This is a genomic window from Cytophaga aurantiaca DSM 3654, assembly GCF_000379725.1.
GTDB lineage: Bacteria > Bacteroidota > Bacteroidia > Cytophagales > Cytophagaceae > Cytophaga > Cytophaga aurantiaca.
In genome coordinates this window covers 67836-90163 of record NZ_KB903621.1, presented here as the reverse complement: position 1 = coordinate 90163, position 22328 = coordinate 67836, and the positions used below count along the sequence as shown (strand labels likewise).

Annotated in this window: 19 protein-coding genes; 13 read left to right on the top strand and 6 right to left on the bottom strand. The window is 36.5% G+C overall.

Going from position 1 to position 22328, the window contains the following annotated elements; translation table 11 throughout:
- The first annotated feature begins 63 nt into the window (after positions 1-63).
- The 6 genes from A3EE_RS0101805 to A3EE_RS0101775 all read left to right on the top strand — a co-directional run bounded on the left by A3EE_RS0101805 (position 64) and on the right by A3EE_RS0101775 (position 5464).
- Positions 64-753 carry a type 1 glutamine amidotransferase gene (locus tag A3EE_RS0101805; protein ID WP_026209540.1) on the top strand — a complete coding sequence of 230 codons (690 nt, stop codon included), beginning with the start codon at positions 64-66 and terminating at the stop codon, positions 751-753.
- Positions 754-762: 9 nt separating this feature from the next.
- Entirely contained in the window at positions 763-1869 is a 1107-nt protein-coding gene (locus A3EE_RS0101800; protein ID WP_018341713.1) for a T9SS type A sorting domain-containing protein, read from the top strand.
- A 137-nt stretch (positions 1870-2006) separates the two neighbouring features.
- Positions 2007-2819, top strand: coding sequence for a DUF2490 domain-containing protein (locus A3EE_RS0101790; protein WP_018341711.1), 813 nt, complete (start codon positions 2007-2009; stop codon positions 2817-2819).
- Positions 2820-2905: 86 nt separating this feature from the next.
- The gene (gene radA / locus A3EE_RS0101785; protein WP_018341710.1) at positions 2906-4273 is read left to right on the top strand and encodes a DNA repair protein RadA; all 1368 of its coding nucleotides are present in this window, start codon (positions 2906-2908) and stop codon (positions 4271-4273) included.
- Between the two features lie 14 nt (positions 4274-4287).
- Positions 4288-4794, top strand: coding sequence for a hypothetical protein (locus A3EE_RS0101780; RefSeq protein WP_018341709.1), 507 nt, complete (start codon positions 4288-4290; stop codon positions 4792-4794).
- A gap of 4 nt (positions 4795-4798) precedes the next feature.
- Positions 4799-5464 carry an MgtC/SapB family protein gene (locus A3EE_RS0101775; protein WP_018341708.1) on the top strand — a complete coding sequence of 222 codons (666 nt, stop codon included), beginning with the start codon at positions 4799-4801 and terminating at the stop codon, positions 5462-5464.
- A gap of 106 nt (positions 5465-5570) precedes the next feature.
- Here the strand turns inward: A3EE_RS0101775 and A3EE_RS0101770 are convergent, their stop codons facing one another.
- Positions 5571-7196, bottom strand: coding sequence for a hypothetical protein (locus A3EE_RS0101770; RefSeq protein WP_018341707.1), 1626 nt, complete (start codon positions 7194-7196; stop codon positions 5571-5573).
- 57 nt (positions 7197-7253) lie between these two features.
- On the opposite strand from A3EE_RS0101770, the gene A3EE_RS0101765 reads away from it, so the two are divergent.
- Positions 7254-7949, top strand: coding sequence for a hypothetical protein (locus A3EE_RS0101765; RefSeq protein WP_018341706.1), 696 nt, complete (start codon positions 7254-7256; stop codon positions 7947-7949).
- A gap of 109 nt (positions 7950-8058) precedes the next feature.
- Here the strand turns inward: A3EE_RS0101765 and A3EE_RS0101760 are convergent, their stop codons facing one another.
- Together A3EE_RS0101760 and A3EE_RS0101755 are read right to left on the bottom strand one after the other, a co-directional pair.
- A complete protein-coding gene (locus A3EE_RS0101760; RefSeq protein WP_018341705.1) occupies positions 8059-9687 on the bottom strand; it encodes a hypothetical protein in 1629 nt (542 codons plus the stop codon).
- Positions 9688-9712: 25 nt separating this feature from the next.
- On the bottom strand, positions 9713-10111 hold the full coding sequence (locus A3EE_RS0101755) for a hypothetical protein (protein ID WP_157446835.1): 399 nt from the start codon (positions 10109-10111) through the stop codon (positions 9713-9715).
- 202 nt (positions 10112-10313) lie between these two features.
- Here A3EE_RS0101755 and A3EE_RS0101750 point away from each other — a divergent pair, with 202 nt between their 5' ends.
- Positions 10314-11099, top strand: coding sequence for a hypothetical protein (locus tag A3EE_RS0101750; protein WP_018341703.1), 786 nt, complete (start codon positions 10314-10316; stop codon positions 11097-11099).
- A gap of 8 nt (positions 11100-11107) precedes the next feature.
- On the opposite strand, the gene A3EE_RS0101745 is transcribed toward A3EE_RS0101750, so the two are convergent.
- Entirely contained in the window at positions 11108-11620 is a 513-nt protein-coding gene (locus A3EE_RS0101745) for a hypothetical protein (RefSeq protein WP_018341702.1), read from the bottom strand.
- A gap of 333 nt (positions 11621-11953) precedes the next feature.
- Here A3EE_RS0101745 and asnB point away from each other — a divergent pair, with 333 nt between their 5' ends.
- Positions 11954-13810: an asparagine synthase (glutamine-hydrolyzing) gene (gene asnB / locus A3EE_RS0101740; protein ID WP_018341701.1), complete on the top strand. Its 1857-nt coding sequence runs from the start codon at positions 11954-11956 to the stop codon at positions 13808-13810.
- A gap of 125 nt (positions 13811-13935) precedes the next feature.
- Here asnB and A3EE_RS0101735 read toward each other — a convergent pair whose 3' ends face one another.
- A complete protein-coding gene (locus A3EE_RS0101735; protein ID WP_018341700.1) occupies positions 13936-15207 on the bottom strand; it encodes an MFS transporter in 1272 nt (423 codons plus the stop codon).
- A gap of 155 nt (positions 15208-15362) precedes the next feature.
- On the opposite strand from A3EE_RS0101735, the gene A3EE_RS0101730 reads away from it, so the two are divergent.
- Positions 15363-15668: a DUF4286 family protein gene (locus tag A3EE_RS0101730; protein WP_018341699.1), complete on the top strand. Its 306-nt coding sequence runs from the start codon at positions 15363-15365 to the stop codon at positions 15666-15668.
- A 102-nt stretch (positions 15669-15770) separates the two neighbouring features.
- On the opposite strand, the gene serS is transcribed toward A3EE_RS0101730, so the two are convergent.
- Positions 15771-17042: a serine--tRNA ligase gene (gene serS, locus A3EE_RS0101725; protein ID WP_018341698.1), complete on the bottom strand. Its 1272-nt coding sequence runs from the start codon at positions 17040-17042 to the stop codon at positions 15771-15773.
- 310 nt (positions 17043-17352) lie between these two features.
- On the opposite strand from serS, the gene rho reads away from it, so the two are divergent.
- The 3 genes from rho (at position 17353) to A3EE_RS0101710 (ending at position 22318) form a co-directional block, all read left to right on the top strand.
- Positions 17353-19089: a transcription termination factor Rho gene (gene rho, locus A3EE_RS0101720; RefSeq protein ID WP_018341697.1), complete on the top strand. Its 1737-nt coding sequence runs from the start codon at positions 17353-17355 to the stop codon at positions 19087-19089.
- Positions 19090-19335: 246 nt separating this feature from the next.
- On the top strand, positions 19336-21489 hold the full coding sequence (locus A3EE_RS0101715) for a DNA topoisomerase 3 (protein WP_018341696.1): 2154 nt from the start codon (positions 19336-19338) through the stop codon (positions 21487-21489).
- A gap of 136 nt (positions 21490-21625) precedes the next feature.
- A complete protein-coding gene (locus tag A3EE_RS0101710) occupies positions 21626-22318 on the top strand; it encodes a hypothetical protein (protein WP_018341695.1) in 693 nt (230 codons plus the stop codon).
- Positions 22319-22328: the final 10 nt, after the last annotated feature.

Below are 22328 nucleotides of genomic sequence, written 5' to 3'. Positions count from 1 at the left end.
AATTTGAAAAATGAAGCATTAAAGTGTATTTTTGAAATTAGCACCTTTTACAATTCGTTTCGAATGAATATTCATTATTTTCAACATGTTCCTTTTGAGGGACTGGCTTGCATGGAAGATTGGGTTAGACGCCCCAGCAATAAAGTTACGGCAACACGGTTTTATGAAGATGGGCGTATGCCTTTTGTAGAACTTTTTGATGTATTGATTGTTATGGGCGGCCCTATGAGCGTACTCGATGAAAACAAGTATCCATGGCTTGCACAGGAAAAAGCATTAATAAAAAAAGCGATTGAACGCGGCAAAAAAGTAATTGGTATTTGTTTGGGTGCGCAATTGATTGCTGAGGTGTTGGGTGCAAAAGTTTATAAAAATACCTACAGAGAAATTGGTTGGTTGCCTGTTACCAAAACAACTGCGGCAAAAAATAATCATTTGTTCTCGGATCTTCCCGATACTATGAATGTATTTCATTGGCATGGAGAAACGTTTGACCTGCCTAAGGGTGCCGTACAACTGTTAAGCTCTGAAGCATGCGCAAATCAAGCCTTTGCTTATGGAGACAATGTATTGGCGTTGCAGTTTCATATGGAAATGACAAACGATAGCATAAAAACGATCAGCGAATTTTGTCAGGACGAATTAGTTGAAGGCCCATATATTCATAAAGAAGAAACATTCTACAACGATGACAATATTGTTAAAGCCAATCAATGGATGTATCAACTATTAAATAAATTTATTCAGTCTTAATTTTCTAGTATGAAAAAATTTTTACTCGGCATATCAATCTTTTGTTTTTATGTATCAGTTTTCGCACAGAATATTACACTAACGCAGCTTCCTGAAACCCCGCTATCTTATCTTGGCGATGAACTTACGAGTCCCACATTAAAAGCGGGCTATACAAAACGTACACAATATTTTGGCACACCAAGTGCAAGTGTTCAAATCGGATTGATTCTTCAGCAAAAATATTCGGATCTGCCTATTTATAGTTCTTTCAGCGAATTGTCTGACTTTATCAGTTATGTTGAAAGTAAAACAACGGTTACAAGAACTGCCGCTTATGTTGCATATCTATTGGAAGCAAGATCAAGCTCTTCAGGTACATTTGCGACGTATGCAAAAGACACCTTCTTTCTTTCAGGAACAACCATTACTTCTATCAGCGAAACGCTTTATGATACGGAAGACAATACGGTGGAGACTTACGCACAGTACGATGTATTTTATCATTCAAACGGTAAAATCAATCGTATTGAATTAAAAAACCCTTCCAGCGATCCATTCTATCGTTTATCTTTTGCCGGCATATCTGTAGTTTTTAATGCGAACAATACAGTAAAAACAGATACTCTTTATGAATTTGGTTATAATGGTACAGATACAAGAGTGAATGTTTCAGGGTATCAGGATCATTCATATAAAAGTGCAAGTCCTCTCAAAATCGATTCTACTTTTGCCAATCAGATTGGTTCTACACCTTTACTGAACACAAAACTTACTTACACATTAAATACAAACAATGAAATAACGCGGGCAAAAGCCTATACGTATTCTTCATCAAGTCATAAATATGAAAACACATTTTATTTTGATTTTGGTCAGGACGCAAGCTTAGGAATTCTTTCACAATCGAATGTATCAACTGTTTCACTGTATCCGAATCCCGTTCAGGACCTGGTTTATATCCCTTCAGATTGTATATTCCAAACCTGGTCCATCACTTCTGTAACTGGCTTACATATTAAGAGCGGAACAAATACAGACCTGAATAAAATATCTGTTGCTGATCTGCAAGCCGGTGTATACGTGTTAACACTTAGCAATAATGAACAAACATGGACAGGGAAGTTTGTTAAATAATATTCTTTCTCTCATTGATTTTAAAAAAAGCGTCTTTTGTAATTACAAGAGACGCTTTTTTTATAAAAACATCAATCATTCCCACTTTTTCCCCAAATTGATATAGAGCTTTATATAAATCATCGGACATACATTGTATGAGATCCTATATTATTTATGCGTTTGTTTTTTTGTTGACGGTATGCGCCGCACATGCTCAGATCAGTCCTCCCGGCTTGGGCGAGACAAATACAGCATCGTGGCTTGCATTTGGTGTACGACAATCGTTGGATTCAGCAAACAAGATACAATCATTCAGCTATGTGGGTCTGGGAAGGATAAGCGGCCCTCAATCAAATAATCCGCTGAAGTATCAAGAAATCTTTGTTTTGAATCAGGAATTTTATCACAGATTTCATAAGCATTGGCATTATTCACTTGCATTGAGTTATCGGAATCAGGATGAATACGGAGACGAAAAATCATTCAATACAATTTCACCAATGCACAAACAGGAAATCCGTGCGTATGGGCGCTTTATGTATGAATTAAAAGTGCGGAATGTGAAGTTAGTTGCTACCTACCGGCAGGAATTCAGATCTTTTTTCAATCCGGATTTTCAACCGGAAGATAATAGATATCAATTGCGTTCGCGCTTTCGATTGCAGGCAGCAATAACCCTCGACAAAAATAAAGTACATCGCTTTACGGCAAGTGCAGAAGCTTTATTCTCTTCAACACAATCTACAACACCTTCAACCGATTGGTCGACCTTTGCTTATAAAGAAGCACGTTTTTGTTTTTATTATTCCATTGATCCGAAAAATTCTTCATTTATATACAGCATAGGATATATGAATAATTTAATCGGTCGGGAAGATATTAAAGATGTAAGTTATATAGCCTTAGATGTGATTTGGGAGAATCCTTTTAAAGCATTTAAACGCGAGGTGCTGAAGCCGATTGAATAATATGTTAAAATAATCTACTAGCCAGATAATCATTTTTTTATTTCTCTTATTCTCTTTGTACTTTGTATGTTACTTAATACGAATTTATGGCCAAAGTAAAATCATCTTATTTCTGTCAAAGCTGCGGTGCGCAATCGCCTAAATGGGTTGGTCGTTGTGCATCTTGTGGAGAGTGGAATACCTATGTAGAAGAAATCATACAAAAAGAAGATAAAACATCCTGGAACAGCAGCTCTACGAAGGTAGCGCAGAGACCACGTCATCTTAAAGAAATCACATACAGTCAGGAACAACGCATCGTAACACCGGATGGTGAACTGAATCGCGTGTTGGGAGGTGGCATTGTACCGGGCTCTATTGTATTGATCGGCGGCGAGCCGGGTATTGGTAAGTCGACGTTAATGCTTCAGGTTGCATTAAAACTTTCTGCAGTTAAAGTATTGTATGTATCCGGAGAAGAAAGCGAGCAGCAGATTAAAATGCGTGCGGAACGTATTGAAGTTCCTTCAGATGCATGTTACATATTAACCGAAACGTCTACGCAGAATATTTTTAAACAGATAGAAATTCTGCAGCCGGAAATTCTGGTTATTGATTCGATTCAAACATTGCATTCGTCTTTTATCGAATCTGCAGCCGGAAGTATTTCTCAGGTGCGTGAGTGTACAGCAGAACTATTGAAGTATGCGAAAGAAAGTGGCACACCGGTTTTTTTAATCGGACACATTACCAAAGAAGGAACGCTGGCAGGACCGAAAGTATTGGAGCACATGGTTGATACGGTTTTGCAGTTTGAAGGCGATCAGCATTTGTCGTATCGAATTTTGCGAACAACAAAAAACCGTTTTGGCTCAACTTCCGAATTGGGGATTTATCAAATGTCAGGCGAAGGTTTACGTGAAGTAACCAATCCATCCGAAATATTATTATCACAGCGCGACGAAGCCATCAGTGGCATTGCAATAGGCGCAACGCTGGAAGGCAACAGACCGTTGTTGATAGAAATTCAATCTCTTGTGAGTGCTGCAACATACGGCACGCCGCAAAGAAGTAGTACAGGTTTTGATTCAAAGCGATTGAATATGTTACTTGCTGTGTTAGAGAAACGTGGAGGTATGCGCTTTGGTGCACAAGATGTGTTCTTAAATATTGCCGGTGGATTAAAGGTTGAAGATCCTGCGCTTGATATGGCAGTGTGTGTGAGCCTTGTTTCTTCTTTTCATGATGCCATTATTCCGGGAGATATTTGCTTTGCAGGCGAAGTAGGCTTGGGTGGTGAGATCCGTGCGGTAAACAGAATTGAACAGCGTATTTCAGAAGCAGAAAAATTAGGCTTTAAACATATTTTTATTTCTAAATACAATATGAAAAGTTTAGATCCAAAGCGTTTCGGCATTCGCTTACATGATGTAGCCCGTTTGGGTGAAGTGTTTGATTCAATTTTAAGCAATTAAAAACTGATCTGACAATGAATCTGAAAGAAGAGTTGTTAAAAGAACATAGCCTTGTTCAGACAAAGAAAATAAGTTACTGGGCGGCAGAATCAAAAACAAATCTGAAGCAGCTGATGCAGTATTTTATTGGTAAAGATAAAATACTCGTTCAGCGCGCATCCTGGGCGGCCAGTAAAGTATATGAGCTAAAGCCGGAATGGTTTGACGTATATATACCGCAGCTTATAGCGTGTTTGGAGAAACCTATACATGGAAGTGTGCGTAGAAATAGTTTAAGGATCATGCAAACCATGCAGATTCCGGACGAGTACCAAAGTTCACTGATCGATCGGTTATTTATATTGTTGAGCGACCCCAAAGAAGAATCTGCTGTAAAAGCATTTGGAATGACCGTTGCATACAATGTAATAAAACGATATCCCGAACTTGGGAATGAATTAAAAATAATTATTGAAGACCAATTGCCTTATGCAACGCCAAGCTTTAAAAGCCGAGCAAATAAAATAATTAAGAAATTATAAGCCAATGAATTTAGTAACAGAAATAGTAAAAGAGTTAGAAACAATTGAAGAGCCAGTAATTAAGCTTTGTATATCACTTTGTTTGGGAGCTTTAATCGGTGCAGAACGTGAGTATAAAAGTAAAGTGGCCGGTTTCAGAACAATTATATTAATTACTGTGGGATCAACCTTGTTTACACTTGTTGCAGTTACACTTATGGGCAAAAGCGATCCTACCCGGATTGCATCAACAATCATTACGGGCATAGGTTTTTTGGGTGCAGGTGTTATTTATAAGGAAGGCAATACAATCAAAGGAATCACAACAGCTGCAGTTATATGGGCCGCTGCGGCTATTGGTATGATGGTGGGTTTTAACATGTATGCCATTTCAATTATATCCGTTGTTATAGTATTAATTATTCTTTTATCCTTTTCCTGGTTACAACGATATATTGACCGTACAAACAGAGAAAAAATATACCGAATTCACTTGCATAATAATGTTGATGTCATTCAGCAAATAAAACAATTGATCAAATCATTTAAATTAAGTCCGAAAATTATTAATCAGGGCAAGCGTGCAGGTCAGATCTATTTGGTCATTGAAGTTGACGGACCGGTGAAACTACACAACAGCTTAATGAAGGCTTTGTACGAATCGGAATTGGTTGATTCGTTCGAAGTATAAAAACTGTGAATGTATATTAATGAAAAAGTCCCTTCCAGATCCCGATCCCGATAGCTATCGGGATCGGGACCTGGAAGGGACTTTTTCATTAATAGTTGATTGGAATTTATTTTTGAGTTGACAGTTCTAATTTTCCAATTTTATATTGACCGGATAAATATCCGAGCAGCAATACCTGACTATCGTTTACTTGCACCGTGAATTTTGGTCGTGTTGCAATTCCTTTACCTTTAGCAGGAGCAGGCATTAATACACGCTTCTTTAAATTTCCTGAACCATCAACAGAGATCAGAGCCAACTGAGATCTTTGTGGATTTTTTGTGCGCAATTGTTTTTGAGACATTACTGTGCCGTTGGCAGGGTTATCATTATAGAAAATATAAACTACGTCATTGTGGAAGAATATCCCGACAGAAGAATAGAAGCCACCATCGTTTGTTGTTACCTGATATTTAGGAATATTTGAAGACCAGACTCTTTCGCCATCAGCACCGAATTTAGTAACCATAACGTTGTTGTAATAGTAGTAATACGTTGTATGGTATGTGGTAACGCCGGTTGAGCTTGTAGTACTTGTAGTTACTACATGCACATAGTATTGCTCACTCACAACAACGACTTCTTCATTTTCATTTACAAATAGATCAAGGATATCGTAATTATAAAGTTGCTCTTTCGGCTTTGTTTTCTTTTTATCAGCTGCATCTTTTTTAGCCTGCTCAATATCTTTCTTTTTTTCATCATCATCATCAGATGCTTTTGCATATACAGCAGCTAAGAAAACAGGATCGAAATCTTTTTGTTTCGCATATATTACTTTTTTATTAATAAGATCAATTTTAGAAATAAAAGTACCCTTTAATGCATTTAGTCTTTTTTCTGAATAAAAACCAGGAATGTACATGTACCTTGAATCTTTATCAATGACCAGAGATATACCTGATATAAGATGATCGCCAACTCTTAAATCGTATTCTTTATATTCTTTTGTTGCAGGATAAAAGGACATGATGTAGTAATTGAAATCAATTTTATCATCATTTGATCTGTTATTTTCCTCCTCTTTCTTTAAGTTGACACGGTATACAAGGTGGATGTTACCGGCATTATCAATTAAATAATCAAGAATGGATGTGTTTAGTCCGCTATACGGAAGTTCTATAAACGACTGATTTTTTTGAAGAAGATTCTCATCAATTACTTTATAATGAAATTTTTCTTTTTCAGTATTTTTCTCTCTGAAATTTGAAAAAATAAGAATGGAGTTTGAATTTTCGGAATGTGTAACATCATATACTACCGATTTTTTGGATGATAGATTATCAAAGGAATTTACTTCGTATAGTTTAGGTTCAATAACACCGTCCTTAGAAATATAGGAAGCAAATAATTTTTTAGTATCTGTTTTACTATCGTAATGACTTGTGAAAACAATGATTTTGTTTTTTGTAAGAATGATGTCCTCAAAAACAACTTCGATTCTTTTTGTTAAAAAAATCTCCAACTCTCTACGCCATACAAAATTCATATTGTTGTCGAATTTTTCTAACGTAACATGACTACCGCTTTTGAAAATATAAAAACCGGTTTCGTCTTTACCTAAAACATCTGAAGGGTATTCACCTCTAACATTTTTAACAGGTGCGCCCCATTTCAATTCAATATCCTGCGCCTGGATCGAATGGGTAAAAAGAATTAGGGGGAGTGAAAATAAAAAGGCAATTAGCTTCATAAGGAGTATATAATTAAAATGAGTAACTTAGGTCAAATATCTAAAATTTTTCCCCGAATGAAGCATTTAAACATTGTATTATTGGTTGTTTTATTTAGTTATCAATCGTATTCTCAAACGGTACCGGAAGGACAAATAAAAGTATATGATTCTTACCAGCCGGCTAAAGGTTCATCAACTGGGCTAAAAAATAAATTCTCCATCAATCCATTGGGAATTTTGATCGGTGATTATCCTATTTATTATGAACGTATGTTTGGAAATACATTCAGCGTTGAACTTGCCGCAGGGCTTACCTATGAAAACTACGTAGGTAATTTAACCACCTTTGGCTTTTTTGATGTTGATAGTGAATTCAAGAGAAATTTCAAAGTGGGAAGCACGTATAGCATCTCGCCAAAAGTCTATTTGAACGACGACAATTTTGAAGGCTCTTATTTATGTGTGGTATACAGACACAGAATGTACAATTCTGAAGCGATTCAATACCAAGGCCAGGATATATCGGGAGTAAAAGAATACAATAAATTAAACAGCTTTACCTTTAATTATGGTTACGTATATGATTTAGGTAAAGGTTTTTTATTAGACTATTATTTAGGAATTGGGGTTAGAACACAAACGGTATCACAGGCTCATGCTGAACCTTCAAATGTTTATCCATATACTTCATCGTATGTATTTACAACTGAAAAAACGAAAAAAACATTACCAAGTGGGATGTGGGGAATTAAAATCGCCTATTCATTCTAGCATTAAAATCTATCCTAAAACAGAAAGAGTCACGTTGTTCGCGTGACTCTTTCTGTTTTATATAACTACAAGTAGGAGTAGTCCTGTTTAATACCTAGAAGTAGTGATATTAGTTCGGGTATATTGTATAGCTACATTCTATATATTGATTTTCAAAAAGAGAAGTAGAATATTGGATTGTCCGCTCAACGAAAAATTTTTCAATTACTTTATTTATTTTTTTATTCCCGCCAACAATTTTATTTAATTGAACGGGAGAAGATGCTTTACTCACCTTATTAGATTTCAATAAAGACAAAGAAATGATTATGGTTACAGGAGCCTTTAATTTGGACAAGGTTTTGCCTTCTACAGTTTTTGAATAAGCAATCAACGAATCCTCTATCGGTTTAAGGGTATAATTATAATATTCATTTGGCCTGAAAACATTATTTTCTCTTTTAGAAATAACGAATGCGTTGTAATAATTAGAATTATTTTTCGAGTAAAATTCATGTCCGAAGGGAAATGCTTTATACAGAACAATATCAGCCCGCATTTCAGCATAATTTTCTTCAGATACAGATTTATCTCCTTTCTGATAAATGAATATAGGGGTAGTTTCATCTGAACCGACAGTAGAAATAGTACCATTAGCTCCACCCGAAATTGAATGCATGTATTTTCCTTTATCGTTGAACCAATCTATTTTGTCAACTTCATTATTTTTATAAAAAGCCCGCTCAGAAACAATATTATTTTGAATCTGTTCTTTTAGTATGATGGTATCATTTTTATAAAGTGTTTTTTGATCAACAACGTTGTCGGTATATTCATACATATATCCATTAAGCAGTCCTCTTTCATACGAAGCCTTTTTAATTAATTGCCCTTCTTTATTATAGGTATATTGCACACCCTCTCCATTAGAGCCGTAATGAATAAAGGATTTTAAATTTCCTTCTTCATGCAGGCATCGAATACTATCAATAGTGCCGGTTGTAGAGTAGTAATATAAACATTCGTTTTTTCCGGAAGTTTTGTAATAGGTAGCACTCTCGAGTTTGATGTTTTTATTATACAGTGTTTTTTGAATTAATACAGGGCTTTGATTTTCCTTAATTAAATATTTATAATACCAGTCATCGTAGCTATTTGCTCCATTCCAATAGGACCCTTCTTCGAAAAAAATCTCTTCGTGGTATTTATTGAAATTTAAAATAAAAACGTTCCTAAAGGGACCGTGTAATGTGTCATGTTTGTATGTAAACAAATTCTCAAAACCATATTTTGAATTGATTTTAAAAACGCCTTCTTTAAGATTATTTTTATATACCAAAACACTTGGCTTTGATCGATCACTTGGATGATTGTATACAATAAGAGTATCGTTTAGATAAGCAAAATAATTTTTAGAGTAACTGGTCATACTAAAACCAATCGTTCTGTTGTAATCATTTTTATAAGTGAAATTCCCTTTTGCAAACAACGCGCCTTCTCTATTGTAGAAAAAGCAGGAATCTACAAGTATATCGTTTTTGTAGTTTCCTTTAACCAGGATTTGATTTTTATAAAAATATTGAAACGGCCCTTGTTTGTATCCTTGGTGGTCGATAGTATAGATCGAACGAGTTGTATCTCTGTCTCCATTGAAGGCACGAACCTCTTTTACCTGAATAGAGTTTAACACTATTTTTTGCGCTGCAGAAAACAAACTCACCAATAAAAATACTGCTGCCGTAAAAAATAGCTTTTTCATGATCTCAATTAAAATTGAAGAGGCATTAATTATCGTCGTAATCTTTATTCAATTTCAATCGGATATAATATAAGAGTGAGTGCTCTTCGACGGAAACGTATTTATCACTTTTCGCTATCTTATTTAATTCCTGAACAATAAATTCATACACATCAAAAGGGATATCGATTTTTTTCGCAAGCTCTTCGATCAGATCCATTTTTTCAGCTTCATCTAATGTATGCGTATAAGTATTTACTTCCTTAATGATAGCGTCTTTTTGCTCTTCCGTGTGAAAGAATAAACGGACAAGTGTATCATCTAAGCTGGTGTTGAGCGTAGCAGCTTCTTCTTTATTAATAACAAAATCAGATTCTGCTAAAAAGATATACAGAAATGAAACCAAATAGCTAATATCCCAATGTTCTAAAATTTTATCTTTCATTTTTCGGTATTTCGACAAAGGTATGTTTTTTGTCAGATAGTTTTCCAACAACTTGAAATTCTTTTTAAAATCATAAGTATCTAAAAAACAACTTGTAATATTTGGAAAAAGGGCTGTTGGAAATACGTGGATGAACTCTTGATTTAATTTTTCTCCTTTTTATTCATACTGTCGTATCTTGCAGAATAATTGATGAGCTGTAATGAAAAGCTTCCTTAAAAAATATTTAAATTTTATTTATTCGAATAACGACTCGGCACAAAAAACCGATTCGTCAACTTCTTCTTCCGGATCAAAAGATCAGACAGAAGATCATAACAATGTGCCCGAAGAAACTCAAAAGGCATTTGTATTTCAGTCTGCAGTTCAGGAAGAAGAAGGGTACGAAGCTTTTGCACGTTATCTATCACTTCGAATAATCAGCAAAGCAGATCTGGAATCGTTTCCCGAAGAAGCATTTTATGTGCGTGAAACCTTAGAGGATACAAAAACGATTTTAGTACTGGACTATCCGTCTTCTATTGAACATGTTCTTAAAGCGAATGCTGCAGCCTGGGATAAAACAGAAGATGAATTATTTGAAAGAGCATTAAAGAATATTCAGGAAACATATCACCGTGTAGTTGTGCCTTATGAAGGACATCCGCAGGCAGGCATGTGGACGTTAACAGGAGACGATGCGTTTAAAACTTCTGCTGTTTTGTATCTGGAAGAATATCCGGCCCTGCAAGGAACACACGGTGCGCTGGTTGCCTTACCTGATAAAGACACATTTATTTGTAAGATCATCGAAGACGATATTTCGCTTGAAGTAGGCATGCAATTTTTGGTGCATTTTACAGACGAAACATATCACAACTCCGAATCCCGTATTTCAAGACAAATATACTGGTATATAAATGGCGAGTTTACTGTAATACCCTACAGTATTGGGCTAGAGCGGATGAATTATGTACTGCCTTTTGACTTAGAAGATCGGCTGTTTTAATGAATGAACTAATAATTTAAATACTTTTTAATATGATGGCGCTTGGAATATATCGCAGTGTCTTTATACAACTCATCAGATAAAGCTTTAATAATGGGCTGCAACGTATCGTTTCTGTAATGTCCAGAGAGACCCCAAAAGTTAAAGTTTGTTCCTGATTTTTTGGAATTAAACACTGAAAAAGTAGCACTTGTATCATTTTTGAAATGTATTTCTATATCTATGCAATCAGTTGCTGATGGATGTGATACGTAAGACCACTTCGCATTTTTAATTCCTCTTATTAAATAGTTAATTGTGTCTTTATTAATTATTGTTCGGCTAAAATATCCCAGGTATATATCTGTACTTATTTTTATAGCGTCAATATTTTTATAGTTTAAATTTTTATTAATAAATTCAATATCATTTAATTTTGTTGGTCTAAACATGCCGAATTCGTTCCGCATAGTTAGAAATGAGACAAACGTCACAATTAATACTCCCCATATTACCCCTAAGATTTTTCTAATTCCTGACATGTATCGTTTAATTTTTTTAATATATCACTTTTGAGACATAAAAGAAATGGATTAATCATAAGCTTGCAATTGAAGACAATATTTCATTAGAAGTAGGCATGCAATTTTTGGTGCACTTTACAGATGATACTTATCATAATTCATAATCGTATTTCAAGACAAATATACTGGTATATAAATGGTGAGTATACGGTAATTCCCTTCAGCATTGGTCTGGAACGTATGAACTAAGTATTACCTTTTGATTTAGAGGATCGCTTGTTTTAGTTCTTTTACATAATTACACGTTCCGAAGGTTTGCTTTTTGTTTAACGTAGTTCTAACTTGTAGACTATGTGTGGAATTACCGGCTTTATTTCTTCTAAATGGACGATCGAAGATCTTCGCAACATGACGCACAGGCTTAAACACCGGGGCCCTGATGCGGAAGGTTTTTATTCGAACACACAACAGGAAATATATTTAGGTCACCGCAGATTGAGTATTCTGGATTTATCAGATGCTGCCAATCAGCCTTTTTTTTCTAAAGACAAACGGTATGTAATGGTCTTTAATGGTGAGATCTTTAATTATAAAGAGATAGCTACCAAATACAACATCAGCACACAAACAACAAGTGATACCGAAGTAGCTATAGAACTCTATGCTATGATCGGAGTAAAAGCCTTTCAGGAATTTAATGGAATGTTTGTTATAGCTATATGGGATACGCTAGATGAAAGTCTGACGATCGTAAGAGACAGATTCGGAATAAAACCGCTATGCTATTATGATGGTCCGGATGGCTTTGCTTTTGCATCGGAGATCAAAGGATTATTAGAATTGCCAATACCTAGGTTGATAAATACCGAAGCGTTGTCAGATTATTTATTTCTGGAGTACATACCCAAACCAAATACCATTTTTCAAAATATTAAAAAACTGACGAATGGCTGTTACATAGAAATCAAAAATAAGATTGAAGTAACGATAAAAAGCTATTATGATATCAGAGAAAAATATAGTCCTGTTGAAATAAATGAAACAGATGCAATAGAGCAGTTTCACGAGCTTCTTTCCAATGCTGTAAGATCAAGAATGCTTAGCGATGTGCCCATTGGCGCATTTCTCAGCGGTGGGGTAGATTCTTCTTTGATAGCCGCAAAATTTCAGGAAAATAGTTCGCGCGCGGTTGAAACATTTACGATTGGATTTGACGAAAAAAAGTTTGATGAAAGCGGTTATGCAAAAAAAGTTGCCGACATATTGCAAACCAATCATCATGAATACCGCTTACCCACAGATGACATTTTTGGTGTATTAAAAGATGCTGTAGAATTTTATGACGAACCGTTTGCGGTATCTTCGGTTTTACCAAGTCTACTGATCTCTAAAGTAACACGTGAACGCACCACTGTAGCTTTAACAGGCGACGGAGGGGATGAATTGTTTATGGGCTATAACACCTACTATTGGTACAACCGGGTTGCTACCTTGAAAAAAATAGGCGGGAAGGCTTCCTTGAGATTAGCTGAAAGTATATTAAAAATGTTAGGAGGGAAGCCTGCTATAAAATCCAGATTATTTGATGGCTGGAACGATGTAAATCCATATATAAACATGTGGTCGCAAGAACAGCAAATGTTCACTCAACATGAGATCGGAAATTTACTGAACTACAAATACAAACACGCAACAACAATACCTTATTGGGAATCCGTTGAAAAAATTTCATTATCAAACGAACAAGCAGTTTCATTCTTTGATATTAACCACTATCTGGCAGATGATCTAATGTACAAGATGGACATTGCCTCCATGCGCCATAGCTTAGAAGTGCGATGCCCCTTTTTGGATTATCATTTAGCGGAATTTGCTATTAATTTGCCGGTTGGATTAAAGATCAAAAACGGCACACAAAAATATATTCTGAAAAAATCTCTTGAAAAATATTTACCCAAAGAGCTTATATACCGCACTAAATGGGGCTTTGCAGCACCTTCAGAAGAATGGCTTAAAGAATCGCATAAATATTTAATTGATTATTATTTAGACAAAAAGTTTATCGATAGTCAGGGAATTTTTAACTCGACAGAAATTGACAAGCTCGTAAAAAAATTCCGTTCAGGCGAATATTATCATAGTAAGCGTATCTGGTCACTTGTTATTTTTCAGCTTTGGTTTGAACAGTTTATGCCTGCCAAAAAATAATTAAAAAGAAACCTTCCTTCTCCTTCAGGAGAAGGAAGGTTTCTTTTTAAATGCAATACATAAAAAAAGTGGTCCCGCTTTTAGTGGGACCACTTTTTTTTATGTGCTATTATATTAAACCCAGATCAATAAAAGTTACTTTTCTTTTCATAGATCGAACCTTTGGTGCCAAACCATATTACTGCGCCATAGGCAAGCAACAGCAAAGGGAAGGCTGAAATGATGGAATAATCTGAAAGCAGATAAACGAATAGCAACGGAATGATTGCTCCGCCAAATACAGACATAACCAAAATAGAGCTTGCGTTGATAGAGTATTTACCCATGCCATCTATTCCCATTGTAAATACTGTTGGCCAGATAATAGAGTTGCATAAACCGATTAGCACAAGAAGGTATAAAGCTGGATCTGTGGTTTGAGTAAGAATGCGCTTTTCATCAGTATTGACAATCAGGTAAACCAATAATAAGAAGATCGCCACACTTCCCGAAAGTTTCATAAGCTTACGCGGACTAGTTGCTACAAATAGCAGCCCTGCGCCTATAAATCTTCCTAATAATGCCAGCCCCCAGTAATAAGGCATAAGACCTTCACTCTTTTCTGAAATATAATATGCCAGCGAAACTTCTGCGCCTACATATAAAAATAATGTAATTGCACCGTTAATCACCTGAGGATATTGGAAGATGTGTTTACGGGGTTCTGTTTCATTTGAACGAATAAGCGGTGCTTGATCCTGAACGTTTACTTTAGGCAATTCAGACAAAACTACAATCAGCATTAGTAAAAACCAGATTGAACCGAATACCAAATAAGGTACTTGAACCAATAAGATCTTATGTTCCATAATCTCTTCCGGAGACATGGTTACGATGCTTTCAGGATTCAATCCCGACATCGATAAGAAAAGTCCGCCGGCAAGTAAGGGTGCCAGAAAGGTTCCGAATGAATTAAATGCCTGAATGAAAGAAAGTTTAGCAGCTCCTTTGCCACGCATACCCAGCAATGCTACATATGGGTTAGCAGAAACCTGAAGAAATGTAAAACCTCCGCCCAATGCAAACAGAGCCATCAATAATTTTATAAAGGAATTTGATTCTGCTGCCGGATAAAATAAAAAACAACCAAAACTTGAAAGACCTGCTCCAATAATAATACCTTTTCTAAAACCCACCTTATTAATTATAATTCCTGCAGGTATCGCAACCACAAAATAAGTAGCATAAAGCGCCAGATTAATACTTAACGATTCGTAGAAGCTCAATTTGAATACATCACGTAATTCTTCAATCAGAGAAAAATTCAGTACAGTAATCAAACCCCACATTAGAAAAAGGGTTGATAATACTAAGAAAACTTTCGTATAATCGGTTGAACTATTATTATTTGAATACATGCAGTAACAGGAGTTTTGTTAATTCTTAAAAAGTTATGGGTATTGTACGAATAATTGAACTTTATGTTCGCTGTTTAATTTACAATTTTAATATCTTGAATAAAATGTATCCGTAATTATTTTTTATTTTGGATTGAAAGTATTAATTCGCACGTATGATTTTATTTAATACAACTTTTAATTTAGACTCATCTGTTGAAACAGAATGGGTTAATTGGGCAAAAGATGTTTATTTCACAAACGCCTTGGACTCAGGCTTTGTAGTGAGACACCATCTTATGCGGTTGCGTTATGAAGAAGAAGGCAACGGCAGTACATACAGCTTACAATTGTTTTTTGAGAAAGAAGCGCACCTTGAAAAATTCCTGGAAAATTGGGAACAAAAAGCAATGGACAAACTGGCGAAACGTTTTGGCACCGATGCAGTGTATTTTCAAACAATGCTGGATGTAGTAATATAATCTCTTGCAGTATCTTAAATCTCTATAAATTTAGTAGATGTATAATAAAAAATGGTCAGGCTATTTGAAATAGCTTGACCATTTTTTATAAGCGCAGCCTGATTATTTTATAAGATCGAAACCTGTATAAGCCTGTAATGCTTTTGGAATGCGAATACCTTCCGGTGTTTGGTTATTCTCTAAGATTGAAGCTACAATACGCGGCAAAGCCAACGCACTGCCATTCAGCGTATGAAGCAATTGTGTTTTGCCATCTACTTTATAACGAAGCTTCAAACGATTTGCCTGATATGCTTCAAAATTACTTACGGAACTAACTTCTAACCAACGCTTTTGTGCTGCTGAATACACTTCAAAATCGAATGTAAGAGCAGAAGTAAAGCTCATGTCACCTGCACATAAATGCAAAATACGATAAGGCAGCTCTAATTTTTCCAGCAAGCCTTGTACATGTTTTTTCATTTCTTCTAAAATTGCATACGATGTTTCCGGCGTAGCAATTTGTACAAGCTCAACTTTATCAAATTGATGTAAGCGGTTTAAGCCACGCACATCTGCGCCCCAGGATCCTGCTTCTCTTCTGAAGCATGGTGTATAACCTGTATTTTTTATCGGTAGATCTTCTTCTCTGATGATCATATCCCGGTATATATTGGTAATAGGTACTTCGGCAGTCGGGATCAGATAAAATTTATCTTCGTTTGCATAATACATCTGTCCGTCCTTATCGGGTAACTGGCCTGTTGCATAGGCTGAAGCTTCGTTAACCATGATGGGCGGCTGAACTTCTGTGTATCCGCTTTTGCCTGCTTCGTCTAAGAAAAAGTTGATCAAGGCACGCTGTAATCGTGCGCCTTTACCTTTATATACAGGAAAACCCGCACCTGTAATTTTATTTCCTAATTCAAAATCGATAATATCGTATTTCTTAATAAGCTCCCAATGCGGCTGTGCATCTGCATGCAGCGTTGGTACTTCACCATGAGAATAAATGTTAATGTTCTCTTCGGCTGTGCGACCTGCAGGAACGCTATGATGCGGCAGGTTTGGAAGTTTTACAAGAAGGGCATTCAACTCTTCTTCCTTTATTGTATGCAGATCCTGCAATTCTTTTGTTTTAGATCGAAGTTCTGTTGCAGCAGCTTTTTCTTTTTCAGCCTCTTCTTTTTTACCTGCCTTCATCAGATCACCGATTGCTTTAGCCTTGGAATTCGCGTCAGCAAGCATCAAATCTAAGTTATGCTGCGTATCTCGTCTAATTTGGTCTGTTTCAATGATTTCATTTACTATTTGTTCCGCATCGGCAAAATACTTTTTTGTAAGACCTTCTATAACGGCAGCCTTGTTTTCACGGATATAATTGATTTGCAACATGTTTATTCTAAATTAATGGTATTAGATTAGAGAAACGCAAGTTACAAGAAATACCGCTTATTGAAAATCAATTTATTTTAATAAAGTTTCATGGTTTTCCTTACGTACCCTTGACAATGAGTATAAGTTCCTTTATACTTGTAACATCAAATCGTAATCAGCCACAATTTTCTGCTGCTCACCAGATTTCAATAATCAAAATACGTTATTAGATTTTATTGTTTGAACCAGAGGTTGCGCACGCAAACTGTGTAGACTGCGAATTAAAAACCCACCTTCCTTAAGATTTCAATTACATTAGAACACATTTATGTACAACATTGAAGAGTTAGATCTAAAGCTATTATCTGAATTAAGAGTTATAGCTGAAAAGATGAATGTTCCCAATTTTAAAAAATTACAAAAGAAAGAATTGGTCTACAAAATTTTAGATCAACAAGCATTAAACCCAACCGTTGCAGCCTCTGTGCGCAAAGAAGTAGCCAGCACTTCAACTTTTTCAGAAGAAGCAGAAACAACAATCTCAGATACAGAAGATAATCACAACCGCAGTCCACGTGCTAAACGTTCGAATGTGAAAGCAGCTGAAACGGCTGAAGATGATAATTATATAAGCGCACCTGTTGCATCTGCACCTGCGGAACATGTTGTTAGAGCAGCAGCAACGCCGGGACGCAGAGAGCGTCAATCTATTGTACCAACAGAAGAAGTTCCGTTGGAAAGAGAACGTCCTGCACGTGTTTCTTACAATGAAGAACGTCCTGCAAGAAATAATTTCGAAGAGCGAGTTCCACGCAGCAATAGCTACGAAGAACGTCAGCCACGTTCATACAATGAAGAACGTGCACCCCGCATCACCGAAGACAGATTGGAAGAAAGATCTGAACGTCCTGCAAGACAAACAACTTCACAACAATATTCAGTAAAAGAATTTGATGGCGTAATTGTTAATTCAGGTGTATTGGAAATCATTTCTGAAGGATATGGTTTCTTACGTTCACCGGATTACAATTTCATGGCTAGCCCCGATGATATCTACGTTTCACCGTCTCAGATCAAATTATTTGGTTTGAAAACAGGCGATACAATTGTTGGACAAATTCGTCCTCCGAAAGAAGGAGAAAAATATTTCGCTTTATTAAAAGTAGATACAGTAAACGGAAAAACAACGGAACAAATTCGTGACCGTATACCGTTTGAATACTTGACCCCCATCTTCCCTCAGGAACGTTTAAACCTTTCTACTACGCACAACCAATTGTCTACACGTATCCTGGATATGTTTGCACCAATTGGTAAAGGTCAACGTGGTATGATCGTGGCACAGCCTAAAACAGGTAAAACTGTTTTATTAAAAGAAATTGCAAATGCAATTGCTGCAAATCATCCTGAAGTTCATTTAATTATTTTATTGATTGATGAACGTCCGGAAGAGGTTACAGACATTGCACGCAGCGTGAAAGCAGAAGTTATCTCATCTACGTTTGATGAGCAGGCAGATCGTCACGTGAAAGTTGCAAGTATGGTGCTTGAAAAAGCAAAACGTATGGTTGAATGCGGACACGATGTAGTTGTGTTATTAGATTCAATTACGCGTTTGGCAAGAGCATACAACACAGTTGTTCCATCTTCAGGTAAAATACTTTCAGGTGGTGTGGATGCAAATGCATTGCATAAGCCCAAAAAATTCTTCGGTGCTGCGCGTAACGTTGAGAACGGCGGTTCTCTAACCATCATTGCTACAGCATTGATCGAAACAGGTTCTAAAATGGACGAAGTAATCTTTGAAGAATTCAAAGGTACAGGTAACATGGAACTTCAATTGGATCGTAAATTGGCGAACAAACGTATTTACCCTGCAATCGATGTACCTGCATCGGGTACACGTCGCGAAGATCTCTTGATCGATAAAGATGCTCTTTCTCGTATCTGGATCTTACGTAAATACATGTCTGATATGAACTCGATCGAAGCAATGGACTTCCTGATCGACAGAATGGCTAAAACGAAAAACAACGATGAGTTCTTGATCTCCATGAATGGTTAATCAAGTCTCAATTCAATAATTAAAATGCCTCGCTGATTTATTTAGTGAGGCATTTTTGTTTTATAAGTCCTTTAACCGCAAAGGACGCAAGGCAATGCGCTGGCATTTGCTTGGGTGTAATTTGTAGGGTTCAATTTTGCGTTCCTTGCGTTTTTATCTTCGCGCCCTTTGCGGTTAAAACAAAGTGTAGTATACTTATTCACATATAGATTAGACTCTGCTCAAACTTTTTATTTTTGTTATACTATGAAACTTTGCATTGCCGAAAAACCAAGTGTTGCCAAAGATATCGCCGAAGTACTTGGCGCTAAGAAGCGCAACGATGGCTATTGGGAAGGCAATGGTTATCAGGTCACCTGGACGTTCGGACATTTTTGTACGCTGAAGGAACCGCATGATTATTTAGATCGCTGGAAGATGTGGCGCTTAGAAGATCTGCCAATGATTCCACCAAGTTTTGGAATTAAACTAATCGACAATTCAGGTGTTAAAAAACAATTTAACGTCATTCAGAAACTGGTAAATGCTTGCGACGAAGTTATAAACTGTGGTGATGCAGGCCAGGAGGGAGAATTGATACAGCGTTGGGTATTGTTAAAAGCAAAATGCGCTGTACCTGTAAAACGTCTGTGGATTTCTTCTTTAACAACCGAAGCGATCAAAGAAGGCTTTACACGGTTAAAAGAAGCGGATCAATATAACAATCTCTATGCAGCCGGCAGCGCCCGTGCCATCGGTGATTGGTTATTGGGCATGAATGCTACGCGTTTGTTTACCAAAAAATTCGGCCAGGGAAAAATTGTATTGTCGATTGGTCGTGTGCAGACACCAACGCTGGCAATGATCGTAGCTCGGCAGAAAGAAATAGACGCATTCGTTTCAGAAGAGTATTGGGAATTAAAAACCATTTACAGAGAAACCGAATTTACAGCGACCATCGAACGACTCAAGTCCTTAGAGAAAGCAAACAAAGGATTGGATTATTTAAAACAACACCCCTTTGTTGTTACTGCATTTGAAATCAAAGAAGGAAAAGAGGGGAATCCGAAATTGTATGATTTGACATCGATTCAGGTAGAAGCTAATAAACGATTCGGTTACTCTGCCGAAGATACCTTGAAGCACGTACAGAGTTTGTACGAGAAAAAATTTGTTACCTATCCAAGGGTAGATACCACCTATCTTTCAGAAGATCTGTATCCGAAAGTTAAAGGAATTTTAGAAGACCTGACCATTTATAAAAATTTAACTGCTCCGGTTTTAGCAAAACCGATTCCGAAATCAAAAGCAGTATTTGATGACAAAAAAGTTACGGATCACCACGCGATCATTCCTACAGGTGTTGCACCTTCTTCCAATTTGCATATTGAAGAAAAACGCATTTACGATTTAATTGCGCGCAGATTCATTTCCGTATTTTATCCGGAATGTAAAGTATCAAATACAACTGTATTGGGTACAGTCGGACAAGTAGAATTTAAAGCAACCGGAAAGCAGATCATTGAAGCTGGCTGGAAGGAAGTCTATGCAAATGACAAACCCGAAGAGAAAGAAAAAGAAGGTGACGAAGAAAAAGTAATGCCAAACTTTACTGTTGGGGAAACCGGTCCGCATGAACCAAAGATACACCAAGGCAAAACTTCTCCACCAAAAGCATATACCGAAGCAACACTTTTGCGAGCCATGGAAACAGCAGGCAAGCAGGTAGAAGACGAGGAAATGCGCGAGTTGTTGAAAGACAATGGCATCGGGCGGCCATCTACTCGCGCAAATATTATTGAAACACTTTTCAGACGTAAATACATTGAGCGTAAGAAGAAAAATATTTTTGCTACGCAAACAGGCATGGATCTGATCGACTGCATTCACAATGAGTTACTGAAGAGTGCGGAGTTGACCGGCAACTGGGAGCGTAAATTACGTTTGATAGAGAAAGGCGAATATCAACTTGAAACGTTCAAGCAGGAATTGATTGATATGGTAACCGATATTACCAAAGAAGTTAAAAATAATTTCTACAAAGCAATCTACATTGCACCTGAGAAATCTAAGGCTCCGGCGAAGACAGAAAAATCTGCTGCACCAAAAGAAAGCAAACCGAAAGAAGCAAAGGAAAAGAAGCCAAAGGAAGACGTTGCAATAGATACATTGAAATGTCCGAAGTGCAAAGAGCATTTATTAAAGAAAGGTAATACTGCTTACGGCTGCTCTAATTTTAATCAATGCGGATTTAAAATTCCGTTTACAATATTGAGTAAAAAACTCAGCGACAAAAATATTTTTGATCTTTTGAGCAAAGGCAAAACAGCAAAGCTAAAAGGTTTCGTTATGCCGGGCACAGAAAAAGAAGTAGAAGGCAAGCTGGTGATGAATGGAAGTTTTAATGTAGAGCTGGAATAAGGGCTAACTCTACGGATAGGAAGGTTTATATTTTTTTCATCAGCATATAATAAAAATCACCATTAATAGGTACACGCATCATATTTAACAAACAAAATATTTTGTAGCTTTAATAAATAATAAACTACTCAACCTCATGAAAAAATCTTTTAGCGTATTAGTATGCGCAATTGTTATGCTTGTTGCGATCACTTCGTGTTCAAAAAAGAAAGATGATCCTACACCATCAAATAGCAGTGAATATTATTTTCAAGGAACGTTTGACAATGCAGCATACAGTCAGGCAGGTATTGGCAACACAACCGGCGTCAATAATGGGGTAGGCTCAAGTTCTGCGGGCAACTATGTTGATTATGCAAATAGCAACGATTATGTGTATGAATTTTGGGAAGGTTCATATTGGACAAAAATTGTTTATCAAGGAGGTCAGTGGAATGATCTAGACGCACTTGTTATGCGTGTTCATAAATCAATAAGCTATACAGATAGAGATGCTCCTTCTGAGCAGGATATTAAAAATATATATGCAGCTGGCAACTACACAAACTTCTCTACACTATCGACAAATTCAGACTATCCGACTACTCAAGGTTGGGATGTAGAATTGACAGATAATAATGGAACAGAATGGGCTTCATACAAAGGTACTGCGAGCCAGACAGGAAGCTATATTAAAATTGATTCTCAAAAGGAAGTTATCATTAACGGAACCAAACTTCTTTCTGCAAAAGGATCGATGTCTTGTAAATTATACGACGGTAGCGGAAACGTAAAAGTATTACAAGGTTCTTTCAATCAGTTATTCTCAGAATATTTTGTAAATTATTAATTACACACAA

What these genes read in the sequence shown, in the direction of transcription:
- A3EE_RS0101760 (WP_018341705.1), bottom strand. Translation starts at nt 9,687, where the DNA reads ATGAAAAAGCTATTTTTTACGGCAGCAGTATTTTTATTGGTGAGTTTG.
- A3EE_RS0101780 (WP_018341709.1), top strand. Translation starts at nt 4,288, where the DNA reads ATGAATCTGAAAGAAGAGTTGTTAAAAGAACATAGCCTTGTTCAGACA.
- asnB (WP_018341701.1), top strand. Translation starts at nt 11,954, where the DNA reads ATGTGTGGAATTACCGGCTTTATTTCTTCTAAATGGACGATCGAAGAT.
- serS (WP_018341698.1), bottom strand. Translation starts at nt 17,042, where the DNA reads ATGTTGCAAATCAATTATATCCGTGAAAACAAGGCTGCCGTTATAGAA.
- A3EE_RS0101755 (WP_157446835.1), bottom strand. Translation starts at nt 10,111, where the DNA reads ATGAAAGATAAAATTTTAGAACATTGGGATATTAGCTATTTGGTTTCA.
- A3EE_RS0101735 (WP_018341700.1), bottom strand. Translation starts at nt 15,207, where the DNA reads ATGTATTCAAATAATAATAGTTCAACCGATTATACGAAAGTTTTCTTA.
- A3EE_RS0101770 (WP_018341707.1), bottom strand. Translation starts at nt 7,196, where the DNA reads ATGAAGCTAATTGCCTTTTTATTTTCACTCCCCCTAATTCTTTTTACC.
- A3EE_RS0101710 (WP_018341695.1), top strand. Translation starts at nt 21,626, where the DNA reads ATGAAAAAATCTTTTAGCGTATTAGTATGCGCAATTGTTATGCTTGTT.
- A3EE_RS0101745 (WP_018341702.1), bottom strand. Translation starts at nt 11,620, where the DNA reads ATGTCAGGAATTAGAAAAATCTTAGGGGTAATATGGGGAGTATTAATT.
- rho (WP_018341697.1), top strand. Translation starts at nt 17,353, where the DNA reads ATGTACAACATTGAAGAGTTAGATCTAAAGCTATTATCTGAATTAAGA.
- A3EE_RS0101805 (WP_026209540.1), top strand. Translation starts at nt 64, where the DNA reads ATGAATATTCATTATTTTCAACATGTTCCTTTTGAGGGACTGGCTTGC.
- A3EE_RS0101715 (WP_018341696.1), top strand. Translation starts at nt 19,336, where the DNA reads ATGAAACTTTGCATTGCCGAAAAACCAAGTGTTGCCAAAGATATCGCC.
- A3EE_RS0101790 (WP_018341711.1), top strand. Translation starts at nt 2,007, where the DNA reads ATGAGATCCTATATTATTTATGCGTTTGTTTTTTTGTTGACGGTATGC.
- A3EE_RS0101800 (WP_018341713.1), top strand. Translation starts at nt 763, where the DNA reads ATGAAAAAATTTTTACTCGGCATATCAATCTTTTGTTTTTATGTATCA.
- A3EE_RS0101765 (WP_018341706.1), top strand. Translation starts at nt 7,254, where the DNA reads ATGAAGCATTTAAACATTGTATTATTGGTTGTTTTATTTAGTTATCAA.
- A3EE_RS0101750 (WP_018341703.1), top strand. Translation starts at nt 10,314, where the DNA reads ATGAAAAGCTTCCTTAAAAAATATTTAAATTTTATTTATTCGAATAAC.
- radA (WP_018341710.1), top strand. Translation starts at nt 2,906, where the DNA reads ATGGCCAAAGTAAAATCATCTTATTTCTGTCAAAGCTGCGGTGCGCAA.
- A3EE_RS0101730 (WP_018341699.1), top strand. Translation starts at nt 15,363, where the DNA reads ATGATTTTATTTAATACAACTTTTAATTTAGACTCATCTGTTGAAACA.
- A3EE_RS0101775 (WP_018341708.1), top strand. Translation starts at nt 4,799, where the DNA reads ATGAATTTAGTAACAGAAATAGTAAAAGAGTTAGAAACAATTGAAGAG.